The sequence below is a fragment of the Gluconacetobacter brunescens genome (assembly GCF_048695475.1).
Taxonomy (GTDB): domain Bacteria; phylum Pseudomonadota; class Alphaproteobacteria; order Acetobacterales; family Acetobacteraceae; genus Gluconacetobacter.
On the sequence record NZ_JBLHEN010000001.1, the window covers coordinates 1,892,921 to 1,904,362 of the forward strand.

The window sequence follows — 11,442 nt, forward strand, 5'->3', positions numbered from 1 at the left end:
CGTCACTCATGCATGATCGGCAGCGCCTGCGCCATGCGCAGATGGTCCTTCAGCGTCGGCAGGGCATGCGTGGCAAAATCGCGCAGCGCCTGATCCTCCTTGCCTTCGCCGTAGCGCGTGAACAGCGACACCGCGTCCTCATGCGCCGTAATCTGCTCGGTCCGATATTGACGATCGAAGCCAAGCCCCTTGAGATTGCGCAACTGATTCAGCTTCGTCTCATGCGCATCGTCCAGGGCGGTCGGCGGCGCCGCAATCGTGTCACGCCCCGCAATCGCCGCCTTGAGTTCCGTGGTCGTCGTCTGATGGTCCTTCAGCATCCGCTGGGCAAAGGCACGCACCTTGGCATCCGTGCTCCGATCCAGCGCCAGCTTCGCGGACGCGATCTCGAACATGTCGCTCAATGCCGCCGTCCGCACGAAATCGGCGGTAGAAGGACTGACACCGAGCAGGGAATTGACCCCGGACCGTTCGCCGACCGATTGCGCATGCAGCCCGCCGCCACCCGAGAGCGCGACGAGGATCACCCCCCCGGCCGCAGCCAGGAAAGCGCGATTTGTCATGAACATGACGAATTCCTTCAACTGAATGATCAGTTTTCCGCCCTGCCTGGCAGCAGGACCGCAGACGGGTATGCCCCTGTCGCTTGTGAAACGCCGAAAAACCCGGCGCCACGCGAAAGCTCAAAAGCACCAGACACAAGCCAGTTTTCGAAAATCTTCTACACCAGTTTGTGAGAATCCGTTCACACCCAGCCTTCTCTTCCAGCCGATCCTCTTCCAGCCGATCGCCTCGCCACCGGTCACACCACAGAACGGCCGAAACCCGGCCGACGCCGTGCGCCAACCGGGTTCCCCCAACCGAATAGCCAGAGGCGGGCTATGATCGGGCACGCCTCATATCAGTCACGCCGCCCTGCCGGACAGAGCGCCACCCGTCTCATGTGCCCTTATGGGAATGGGACGCATGACCACCCTTGCGACCGGCTTCCGCCGCCTCTTCGGGGTCATCGGCGAAATTCCCCGATTTATGCTCGGCACCGCCGGTACTGTGTCCGGCACTGCCACCGTGGCTATGCTGCCCTCCCTTGCGCCCGGCCTCGGCCGCCCGTTCGGGATCATCGGCGAAATTGCCCGATTTATGTTCGGCGCCACCGGTGCCGTGCGCGGCACTGCCGCCATGGCTCTGCGCCCCTCCCTTGCGGCCGGCCTCGGCCGCCTTTTCCCGATCCTGAGCAAAATTACCCGGATTATGGCTGGCTCCTCCGCCGCCACGACTGTCGGCCGCGCGGACGAGGGACGAAAGATATTTTTCGCGTAAAATCATGGAATGCTCCTGTAGTCCAAGGTCGAGCCGTGCATCACGCTGCACATCCCGGACGACGCGGCCCACGCCCGATTCAATACGACTTACCGCATCAAGTTTCAAAATTTTCTTTTCCAAACATGATGTTTTCGAATCAATATGAAATTGCGGACTCACTGATGTTACAGGGATATTCCGCCCACGCCCGCCATCAACCGCTCGTGAAGTCCGTCCGCAACAGACTGAGACTCCACAAGGATCGTCCATATCTCCATTTTATCGCATTATTTTTTCAAATTCCCGTCCTTGCGGGAAAGATATCCCCTCCCCACCGTTCCTCTCTCCAGGTTCAGAACCATCTGATGCCCGAGGCGACGGAGGCTTCCATGCCACATTTCACGAAATATGCGCTTTTTATAACGGGTCTCACATTTTCCATACCGCAGACCGGATGGACCCAAGCCACCCAATCTCCATCTCCATCTCCGTCCACGTCCACGCCCACGTCCACACCCTCCCACGCGCACGAACAGAAATGCATGAACGAGAAGGAACGCAGCAAGACGGGCCCATGCCCCCTCAAGGACCCGAGCAACAAGAAGATCCCCGGCGTCACCACCCGCTCCCCGCCGCCGCCGGAAAAGCCGGGCAGGCCACCACCGCCGATCAGGCCGGACAATCCATCACCCTGACCTGCGGGGAATCCCCCTTCGCCGCCACGCATCGGGGTACGCCCGATCAAGGGACCCGCCCCGATGCGCAGGCAGGGCACGCCAATCCCGCCCGGCCCGAACTCCCGCCGACCGTCCGCGTTGCGCCCGGAGCCTGTTCTTCTTTCTGATGCGAGAGGCACACCCGCCATGACGTCGGAGCTCTGGGCCCTGCTGTGGTCCGCCATCCTCTGCCTTGCGCTGCCCGCGCTCTACGGGCCGCTCCATGCCCGCCAGATCGGCCAGGCCGCCCTGATCGGCAACCGCGAAGGCATCCCCGAACCGACGGGAGCCGCGGGGCGCGGCCTGCGCGCGCACCGCAACCTGGTGGAAAACCTGCTCCCCTTCGCCATCGTCGTGCTGATCGCCCGCGCGGCGGGCATCTCCAACGCCATGACCGTGCTGGGCGCCTGGCTGTTCCTGGGGGCACGGGTGATCCATGCCGGATGCTACATCGCCGGCATCACCGGCATCCGCACGCTGGCATGGCTGACGGGCGTGGCCGGTATCATACTGATCATCGCACAGATTTTCTAAGAGCCTGACCGAAAATGCACGCTGGTGGCGATCCGACGCGCGTTTCCTGCGCTTCGGTGCTCACGGCCATCAAGGCCGCTCCGCTCCGATGCTCAAAAACACACGCCGGGCGCGCCGCTATGCGGCGCTCTCGCTCACCAGCCCACATTTTCGGTCAGGCTCCAAGAGGCTGTTTGCAAAGTCATCCTGCCGGCGATCCGACGCGCATTTCCCGCGCTTCGGTGCTCACGGCCATCAAGGCCGCTCCGCTCCGATGCTCAAAAACACACGCTGGGCGCGCCGCTATGCGGCGCTCTCGCTCACCAGCCCACATTTTCGGTCAGGCTCCAAGAGGCTGTTTACAAAGTCATCCTGCCGGCGATCCGACGCGCATTTCCCGCGCTTCGCGGCAGGCAGCCATCAAGCCCGCATCGTCAGCGCAGACAGGCCGCCTCAGCGTTTGAGCAGATTCGTCTTGGCCAGATCGAGAATTTCATCCCCGCGCCCATTCATGATCGCCCGCAGGATATAAAGGCTGAACCCCTTCACCTGCTCGGCCTTGATCGTCGGCGGCAGCGAAAGCTCCTGCGTGGCCGTCACCACGTCGAGCAGCGCCGGCCCGTCATGGGCCATGATTTCGGCCACCGCCCCCGGCAGGTCACCCGGGTCCTCCACCCGTACGGCATGGATGCCCATGGCCCGCGCCATCGCCGCGAAATCCGGATTCTTCAGGTCGACGCCGACATCGACGAATCCCGCCGCCTTCATCTCCAGCGCAACGAAGCCCAGCACGCCATTATTGAATATCACCACCTTCACCGGCAGCGTCTGCTGCGTCAGCGTGATCAGGTCGCCCATCAGCATGGTAAACCCGCCATCGCCCGAGAGCGACACCACCTGCCGCCCCGGCTGCGCCGCCTGGATACCGATCGCATGCGCCATGGCGTTGGCCATGGACCCATGCACCCACGACCCGATCAGGCGGCGCTTGCCATTCATCTTGAGGTAACGGGCGGCCCAGATGGTCGGCATGCCGACATCCGCCGTAAACACCGCATCTTCCGATGCCGCCTCGCTGACCAGCTTCGCAAGATATTGGGGGTGGATCGGCCTGCGCCCCGACGTGCCGACCGCCAGATCGTCCAGCCCCTCGCGCGCCTTGGCATAATGGCTCAGGCAGGTATCCAGATGCGCCCGGTCCGCCTTCACCTTCAGCTTCGGCAGCAGCGCGGTGATCGTCGCCCCCACATCGCCGACCAGCCCCAGATCCAGCTTGCAGCGCCGCCCCAGATTCTCCGGCCGGATATCCACCTGCGCGATCCGCGCATCCGTGGGCAGGAACTGCTTGTACGGAAAATCGGTCCCGAGCATCAGCAGCAGGTCACATCCCTGCATCGCGGCATAGCCCGACGAAAACCCGATAAAGCCCGTCATGCCGACATCGTAGGGGTTGTCGTATTCAACCCACTCCTTGCCGCCCAGGGCATGGACGGTCGGGCTCTTCAGCGCCTCCGCCAGTTGCATGAGCGGCCCATGCGCCCCCGCACACCCCCGCCCGCAGAACAGGGTGATGCGCGCGGCGCCGTTCAGCATCTCCGCCAGCGCATCGAGTTCGGCTTCCGCCGGCAGCACGCGCGGCTGCGGCGGCAGCAACCCCTGGCGCGCGGCATGGGCACGCGGCGGCGCCGGACGCAGCGCGACATCCCCCGGAATCACCACCACCGCCACGCCACGCTGCCCCACGGCGGCGCGAATGGCATTTTCCAGCACATAGGGAAGCTGCGCGGGGTCGGAGACGAGTTCGCAATAATGGCTGCACTCGCGGAACAGGTTCTGCGGATGCGTCTCCTGGAAATAGCCACCGCCGATCTCGGCTGAGGGAATCTGCGCCGCGATGGCCAGCACCGGCGTCCGGCTGCGATGCGCGTCGAACAGGCCATTGATCAGGTGCAGGTTCCCCGGCCCGCACGACCCCGCGCAGACGGCCAGCCCGTTCGTCACCTGCGCTTCGCCCGAGGCCGCGAACGCCGCGACCTCCTCATGGCGCACATGCACCCATTCAATCGCGGGCCGCAGGCGCAACGCCTCGGTCAGGCCGTTGAGACTGTCGCCGACAATGCCGTAAATCCGGCTCACCCCGGCCTCGACAAGTGTATCGGCGATCAGATCGGCGACGGTGCTGGCAGGCATCCAATATCTCCCGAAAGGCGTTACCGTGTCGGTGGATCGTCAGACGCCCCTATCAGCCCGGCACGCATGCGGACAGGGCCGCGCCGGGAATGTCCGCATGCACGCCCGGCATGCCATGCGAAAATCCCAGCCAGACCCTCGCCATGCCGTTCCGCTTCCCCAACCGGCACAACAAGACGTGAACGGAACGCCATTGTCCCGGTTCCCTTGTCCCGGCCCCGATCCGCCTTACCGCCGAGGGAGTCAGGGCGCCGTCACGATGGCGCCTTCGCCCTGCCCGGGCGTGGCTTCTTCTTTCCCGCCGGTTCGAACATCGCCCGGCAGCGCGGCGAAAGCTGGTCGACCTTCTTCTTCATGCAGGCCGTGACCTTGTCTTCATTGGGAATGGCAAAAGTACACAGCTTGATCGCATCCCCCCGACAGGCCGCGCTCTGCTCCTCACGCGACGCGGCATGCGCCGTACCCAGGAAAAAGACGACAAGGACGAAGGGGGCCAATGCTGAATATTTCAAGGTCGCGTCTCCTCGACGATCGGGGCCTCCGCCCCACAATTCTCGCCTTTTCAACGCATTGCCTCTCCGATAGTTCGAACCGCCCGGAACGTCGCCCCTGGCCCGCAGGGTCACGACGCCGGATCCGTTCCCCGCCGCCGGAACCGCGTGGAAAGAATGATCGCCGAGGTTGTCCGCTCCACCCCGTCCAGCATGCCGATCCGGTCGATCACCCGGTTGATGGTCTCGGTCGAAGCCGCGCCCACGATGGCGATCATGTCCACCAGGCCGCTGACGGCATGCAGTTCGCGGATTTCGCGGATCGCGCGCAGGGCGGCTTCTACCGAAGCCGCATGCCGTGGCGTGACCGTGATCATCACATGCGCCCGCACCGCGTCGACGTCACGCGCGGGGGTCACGGTCGTATAGCCGGCGATCACCCCGGCCCGCTCCATCCGCTCGATCCGGCTCTGCACCGTGGTGCGCGACAGGCCGACCCGGCGCGCAAGGGCCACGGTCGACATCCGCGCATTGCCCTCCAGCAGGGCCAGCAGGGTCTTGTCCGTCTCGTCCGGTTGCATAATGCCGATCATATCCGACATTCTGCCGAAAGAAAGCACCGATCGCACGTCACGCTGTCCATTGTGTCCGGCCGCGTTCCTTCGTTCCATCTCCGTATCGCATCAGCAGCAGGAACGATGGGCATGAAGAAGATACTCGTGGTCGGCGCAGGCAAGATCGGTTCGACGATCGCGGACTTCCTCGATGCGACCGGCGATTACGCCGTCACGCTGATCGACCGCGACCAGCCGGGCCTCGACCGTGCCGATGTCGGCCCCCAGGTGCGCAAGGTCCGGGTCGATATCGCCCGGGACGGCGCCCTCGCCCCGTTGATGGAGGGCCATTACGCCGTCCTCTCCGCCGCCCCCTATCACCTGACGACCGCCATCGCCACCGCCGCCGCCACCGCCGGCATCCATTATCTCGACCTGACGGAAGACGTCGCCAGCACCCGCGCGGTCCGCGCGCTGGCCGAGGGCGCGCAATCCACCTTCATCCCGCAATGCGGCCTCGCCCCCGGCTTCGTCTCCATCGTCGCCCACGACATCGCCCAGCGTTTCGAAAAGCTGGACACGATCCACCTGCGCGTCGGCGCGCTGCCGGAATTTCCCTCCAACGCGCTGGGCTACAACCTCACCTGGAGCACCGACGGCGTCATCAACGAATATATCGAGCCCTGCGAGGCCATCGTCGGCGGCGAGCGCCACATGGTGCCGGCCCTGGAAGGGCTGGAGACGCTGGGGGTCGACGGCGTGACCTACGAGGCCTTCAACACCTCGGGCGGCCTCGGCTCGCTGTGCGAGACCTATGCCGGCGCGGTGCGCGAGCTGAACTACCGCACCATCCGCTACCCCGGCCACGCCCAGGCGATGAAGATGCTGCTGCACGACCTGCGCCTGGCGGAACGCCGCGACCTGTTCAAGGATATTCTCGAATACGCGCTGCCCGTCACGCAGCAGGACATCGTGCTGGTCTTCGTCACCGTCTCCGGCTGGCGCGACGGGCGGCTGACGCAGGAAAGCTTCGTCCGCCGCATCTATGGCGAGACGGTCAACGGCCGCCCGCGCACCGCGATCCAGATCACCACCGCCGGCGCGATCTGCGCGGTGCTGGACCTGCTGAAAGACGGCCTCCTCCCGGCACGCGGCGTCATCCGGCAGGAAGACATCGCGCTGGGCGCCTTCCTCGAAAACCGCTTCGGCCGCGTCTATCAGGGCCGCCGCCACGCCGCCTGAGCGCCTGCCCCACCGCGCCCCGACATGCGCCCGCCGCGTGACAGCGGGCATGGTCCTGCCGAATGTGATCTGGTTTCCGCCAGGTCACAGGCCTAGAGAATGAAACGTCAGACGGCCCTGCCGGAGGGCATCTCCGGCAGGCGACGGCACTGGCTTCCTTCCAGGTGGATCTTGGAGCGCGTGTGTCATGACCAATCCCGTTCGGATGAATGGTATGGCGCCTATGCAGGCCGACCCGGCAGAACCGGCTCTCGGCCCGCCAATTTTGGCAGCCACATCCTCCCACCCTTCCCGCCGCGCCAGGGCGATCGGAATCGGCCTGTTCATCCTGGCCGGCCTGTCGCCCGTCCTGGCCCCCGTGCATCCCGCCTGGGCCCAGAGCAGCAGCTCCCCCGACGAGATCACGGTCGAAGGCCAGGGCGAACGCGAAGTCCAGCGAATCGCCGTTCCCTATTACCGGCCCGATCTGGCAACCGCGTCCGGAGCCGGCAACCTGGTATCGCGCATCGACCGTGCGGCATTGACGGTATGCGGCGACAGCACCGCACTCAGCGGAGACATGCGCCGAGCGATCGAGCGCTCGGACTGCCGGCGCGACGCCATGATGCGCGCGGTGAGGGACGTCAACGACGTCAACGTGGAGCAGGCCGCAACCCGATACCCCCTGCCGCAATAACCTCACGCCCCCGTCCCCGGAATCATGCGCACGCCCGTGCCATGATCCGGGAGCGGGCAAGGCTTCCTTCTACCGCCCCCCTGCCGGCAGCGGAGCACGCAGGGGCGCCCGGCCAATTCCCAGCGCCATCAGCGCCGCCAGCACCCCCGCGCAGCCCGCCAGCACCAGCATGTCGCGATAATTTCCCTGCGCCTGCCGCAGCAATCCGGCCAGCGACGCGGCACAGGCCGCGCCGATCTGGTGCCCGAACACCACCCAGCCGAACACCACGGGCGCCGCGCGCTCGCCGAATGCCGAGGTGGCCAGACGCAGCGTCGGCGGCACGGTCGCGATCCAGTCCAGCCCGTAGAAAATACCGAAAACCGTCAGGCTGGCCGGCGAGAAATCGCAGAACGGCAACGCGACCAGCGACACCCCCCGCAACCCATAATAGGAAAACAGCAGCCAGCGCGCATCCATCCGGTCGGTCAGCCAGCCGGAGAGCGTGGTACCGAACAGGTCGCACAGCCCCATCATGGCCAGATAGCCCGCCGCCGGCACCTCGCCGATCCCATGATCGGCACAGATGGCGATGAAATGCGTGCCGATCAGGCCATTGGTGGTAAAGCCGCACACGAAAAAGGTCAGGAACAGAAACCAGAAATCCCGTTTCCGCACCGCATCGCGCAACGCCCCCACCGCCATGCGCAGCGGATGCCGGTCGGGCGGCGGCGGCGGAACATAATCCGGCGGCGCCCCATGCGGCAGAAGCCCCAGCCGCTCGGGATGCTCCGGCAGGAACAGCGCAACCAGCGGCACCAGCAGCAGACAGGCGATAGTGACGGCCAGCACCGGCGCCCGCCAGCCATGATCATGCGCCAGGGCCGCCAGCGCCGGCAGAAAGAACAGCGATCCGGTCGCCGTACTGGCCGCCAGCAGCCCCATCACGGTACCGCGCCGGGCCACGAACCAGCGATTCACCACCGTCGCCCCCAGCACCATCGCCACCGCCCCGGTGCCCAGCCCGGTCAGCACGCCCCAGGTCATAAAGAACTGCCAGGGCTGCGTCATGAACAGGGACAGGAAACTGGCCCCACCGACCAGCAGCAGCGCACCGACCAGCGTGCGGCGTATCCCCACCGCCTGCATCAGCGCCGCCGAAAACGGGCCGACGAAACCATAGAGGAAGATACCGAACGCCGCCGTGGCCGAGATCCCGGCCCGGCTCCAGCCCAGTTCCATCTGCAAGGGCATCATCAGCACACCCGGCGTCGCCCGCACCCCGGCCGAAACCAGAAGCGAGAGAAAGGTCAGCCCGACCACCACCGCATAGGTGCGCGCGGGCCGGGAAACCTTGCGAGGGGCTGGGATCACGCTCATAGTACTGACCGGTCAGTTCTGTTGCTGTTGCCAGAGCCCCGCGCGTACCTGCGCCTCATCGACGCTTCGGCAGAGCCTCCAGGGCCAGCCCACGTTAGGTACCGATCGGTAACATCGTCAAGCGGGTTTCGCGCATGTCCACTCCCCCTTCCCGACGCCCCACCGCCGCCGAGCGGATCCGCACATCGGCGCGCGACCTGTTCTACCGGCAGGGTATCAGGGCCGTCGGCGTGGAGGAGATCGTGCAGAACGCGGGCGTCACCAAGCCGTCGCTCTACCGCGCCTTCCATTCCAAGGACGGCCTGGCCACCGCCTTTCTCGCCGACTACCAGCAATGTTTCTGGGACCGGATCGCCATCGTCCGCGCCGCCCACCCCGCAGACCCGCGCGCCCAGGTCCTGGCCTATTTCGAAGGGCTGGCGGAGCGTTCCGCCGCTGCCGACTATCGCGGCTGCGCGCTCACCAACGCCATCCTCGACTATCCGGACCGCACGCACCCGGTGCGGCAGGAAGCCGCGCGCCTGAAGCATCAGGTGCGGGACTGGCTGGTCGAACGCGCCGACCAGATGGGGGCCGCCGACCCGGACAGCCTCGCCGACGGCCTGGTCCTGCTGATGGAGGGCGCCTATGTCGTGGGCCAGGCTTTCCCGCCGCCGGGCCCGGCGGCACGGGTGGCAGACTGCGCCCGCCTGCTGATCGAGGCACAGTGCGGGCCGCGATAACCGGGTAGCCCGCCGCCCTATCGGCGGTTCAGGTCACACAGGGCATCAATCTTGTCGGCCAGCGCCGCGATCCCCTCGCGCAGGATCGCGGGCGTCTGCGGGAGGGACTGCGCCCGCCTGTTCATCTGCTCCACGTCCGACTGGATTTCGGCCAGAAGCATGCTGACTTCCGAAAAATGGTCATTTTCGCCGCGATGCCGCATGCCTGATATCCCTCGTCCTGTCCGGAAAACACCATCCTATGGAAGAGATCGGGGCGTGGCGATATCCGGCTTCCCAAATCATACCACAATCGAAACATCTTGAGCGAGGACGATCGCACCCGCACCCGCGCGGGTGCGATCATTGGCGGTCAGTCCTGCTTTTCGAAGGCGCCGGCAATGCGCAGGGCCACTTCGTCGCTGACATAGGGCACATATTTGCTCACGCCGAAATCGCTGCGCTTGATGGTGCCGGTGGCCTCGAAGCCGGTAGTATATTTCTTGTCGATCGGGTTCACACCGGCACCGATGAAATGCACCTTCAGCGTCTCGGGCTTCGTCGCGCCATGCAGCGTCAGGTTCCCGGTCACCACGGCATCGCTCCCGCCCGTCAGCTTCACACTGGTCGAGACGAAGGTGGCATCGGGGAATTTCCCGGCATCGAACCACTCCGCCCCCTTCAGCTCGCCGTTCAGCACGTCGCTGGTGGTCTGCACCGAAGCGATGGGGATCGTCACCGACAGGCTGGACGCCGCCGGGTTCTTCACATTCAGCTCCAGCGTGCCGGACACGTTGGAAAACACGCCCGCGTAGTTGGTAAAGCCGAAATGCAACACCGAGAAACCGACCTGCGTATGGCCGGGCTCGACCGCATAATGCCCCGCCTGCACCTCGGCCGGGCCAGTTGCCGCCTGGGCGGCGAGGGGTAGGCTGGCGGCAAGGGCCAGGGCGGCGAAAAGCGAAGAGGCGCTGCGCGTCATGAGAACGAACTCCGAAATCTGAACAAATCCACACCGAACACCCGGGCCGAACCGGCCCGAGCCATTCCGCTCCATCCAGACATACCGGACGCCCACCGATCCAATGACAAAAATGCCGGAAATGGATCGTTTCCATTTTTGCACCGGCCACCCACCCCGTGGCACGCCCGATGGCACGCCCCGCCCGTTCGGTTATCCTGCCCCCATGACAGCCAGCCCCCAACCCGCTCCCATCCCCCGCGTCGGCTGCGGCGCAGCGATCCTCGATGACGGCAGATTGCTGCTGGTCCTCCGCCGGCGAGACCCGGAATCCGGCCACTGGGGCCTCCCCGGCGGCAAGCTCGACCCCTACGAGACGGTCGCCGACGCCACGATCCGCGAGATCGCCGAAGAACTCGGCATCACCATCACCCTCACCCGCCTGCTCTGCGTCGTCGACCAGATCGACCGCCCCCGCGCCACGCACTGGGTCGCCCCCGTCTTCCTGGCCACCATCCAGGGCGGCACCCCCGCCATCCGGGAGCCCCACGCCCTGGCCGACTGGGGCTGGTTCCCGCTGACGGCGTTGCCCGTCCCACTGACCGAAGCGACACGACAGGCACTCGCGGCTATGCGGAAGAATGGACTTTGAGCGCGGGAAACGCGCGTCGGATCGCCGCCGGCGCGCATTTTCGGTCAGGCTCCGACAGTTTGGCCGGACAAAGCGCCCGAACCTC

The 11,442-nt window shown here is 65.7% G+C and carries 14 protein-coding genes; 6 read left to right on the plus strand and 8 right to left on the minus strand.

Features of this window, described 5'->3' with window-relative positions:
* Positions 1-2: 2 nt before the first annotated feature.
* The gene (locus ACMAUO_RS08395; protein WP_420356462.1) at positions 3-563 is read right to left on the minus strand and encodes a DUF4142 domain-containing protein; all 561 of its coding nucleotides are present in this window, start codon (positions 561-563) and stop codon (positions 3-5) included.
* Between the two features lie 376 nt (positions 564-939).
* Positions 940-1,482 carry a con-10 family general stress protein gene (locus ACMAUO_RS08400; protein WP_420356463.1) on the minus strand — a complete coding sequence of 181 codons (543 nt, stop codon included), beginning with the start codon at positions 1,480-1,482 and terminating at the stop codon, positions 940-942.
* Between the two features lie 394 nt (positions 1,483-1,876).
* Between ACMAUO_RS08400 and ACMAUO_RS08405 the strand changes: the two genes are divergently transcribed.
* On the plus strand, positions 1,877-2,146 hold the full coding sequence (locus ACMAUO_RS08405; RefSeq protein ID WP_420356464.1) for a hypothetical protein: 270 nt from the start codon (positions 1,877-1,879) through the stop codon (positions 2,144-2,146).
* 19 nt (positions 2,147-2,165) lie between these two features.
* Complete coding sequence (locus tag ACMAUO_RS08410; RefSeq protein WP_420356465.1) at positions 2,166-2,552, plus strand: MAPEG family protein; 387 nt, start codon at positions 2,166-2,168, stop codon at positions 2,550-2,552.
* Between the two features lie 432 nt (positions 2,553-2,984).
* Here the strand turns inward: ACMAUO_RS08410 and poxB are convergent, their stop codons facing one another.
* The 3 genes from poxB to ACMAUO_RS08425 all read right to left on the minus strand — a co-directional run bounded on the left by poxB (position 2,985) and on the right by ACMAUO_RS08425 (position 5,805).
* Positions 2,985-4,721 carry a ubiquinone-dependent pyruvate dehydrogenase gene (gene poxB / locus ACMAUO_RS08415; protein WP_420356466.1) on the minus strand — a complete coding sequence of 579 codons (1,737 nt, stop codon included), beginning with the start codon at positions 4,719-4,721 and terminating at the stop codon, positions 2,985-2,987.
* A 254-nt stretch (positions 4,722-4,975) separates the two neighbouring features.
* Complete coding sequence (locus ACMAUO_RS08420) at positions 4,976-5,233, minus strand: hypothetical protein (protein WP_420356467.1); 258 nt, start codon at positions 5,231-5,233, stop codon at positions 4,976-4,978.
* A gap of 110 nt (positions 5,234-5,343) precedes the next feature.
* Complete coding sequence (locus ACMAUO_RS08425) at positions 5,344-5,805, minus strand: Lrp/AsnC family transcriptional regulator (protein WP_420356468.1); 462 nt, start codon at positions 5,803-5,805, stop codon at positions 5,344-5,346.
* Between the two features lie 111 nt (positions 5,806-5,916).
* On the opposite strand from ACMAUO_RS08425, the gene ACMAUO_RS08430 reads away from it, so the two are divergent.
* Both ACMAUO_RS08430 and ACMAUO_RS08435 read left to right on the plus strand, forming a co-directional pair.
* On the plus strand, positions 5,917-7,008 hold the full coding sequence (locus ACMAUO_RS08430; RefSeq protein WP_420356469.1) for a saccharopine dehydrogenase family protein: 1,092 nt from the start codon (positions 5,917-5,919) through the stop codon (positions 7,006-7,008).
* Between the two features lie 214 nt (positions 7,009-7,222).
* Complete coding sequence (locus tag ACMAUO_RS08435; RefSeq protein ID WP_420356470.1) at positions 7,223-7,684, plus strand: UrcA family protein; 462 nt, start codon at positions 7,223-7,225, stop codon at positions 7,682-7,684.
* Between the two features lie 69 nt (positions 7,685-7,753).
* On the opposite strand, the gene ACMAUO_RS08440 is transcribed toward ACMAUO_RS08435, so the two are convergent.
* Positions 7,754-9,043 (minus strand): MFS transporter, encoded by a 1,290-nt coding sequence (locus tag ACMAUO_RS08440; protein ID WP_420356471.1) that lies wholly within the window; start codon positions 9,041-9,043, stop codon positions 7,754-7,756.
* A 134-nt stretch (positions 9,044-9,177) separates the two neighbouring features.
* Here ACMAUO_RS08440 and ACMAUO_RS08445 point away from each other — a divergent pair, with 134 nt between their 5' ends.
* Positions 9,178-9,765, plus strand: a complete 588-nt coding sequence (locus ACMAUO_RS08445; protein WP_420356472.1) for a TetR/AcrR family transcriptional regulator — start codon at positions 9,178-9,180, stop codon at positions 9,763-9,765.
* A 17-nt stretch (positions 9,766-9,782) separates the two neighbouring features.
* On the opposite strand, the gene ACMAUO_RS08450 is transcribed toward ACMAUO_RS08445, so the two are convergent.
* Together ACMAUO_RS08450 and ACMAUO_RS08455 are read right to left on the minus strand one after the other, a co-directional pair.
* On the minus strand, positions 9,783-9,968 hold the full coding sequence (locus tag ACMAUO_RS08450; protein ID WP_420356473.1) for a hypothetical protein: 186 nt from the start codon (positions 9,966-9,968) through the stop codon (positions 9,783-9,785).
* Positions 9,969-10,117: 149 nt separating this feature from the next.
* Positions 10,118-10,726 carry a YceI family protein gene (locus ACMAUO_RS08455; RefSeq protein WP_420356474.1) on the minus strand — a complete coding sequence of 203 codons (609 nt, stop codon included), beginning with the start codon at positions 10,724-10,726 and terminating at the stop codon, positions 10,118-10,120.
* A gap of 205 nt (positions 10,727-10,931) precedes the next feature.
* Here ACMAUO_RS08455 and ACMAUO_RS08460 point away from each other — a divergent pair, with 205 nt between their 5' ends.
* Positions 10,932-11,357: an NUDIX domain-containing protein gene (locus ACMAUO_RS08460; RefSeq protein ID WP_420356475.1), complete on the plus strand. Its 426-nt coding sequence runs from the start codon at positions 10,932-10,934 to the stop codon at positions 11,355-11,357.
* The last annotated feature ends 85 nt before the right edge of the window (positions 11,358-11,442 follow it).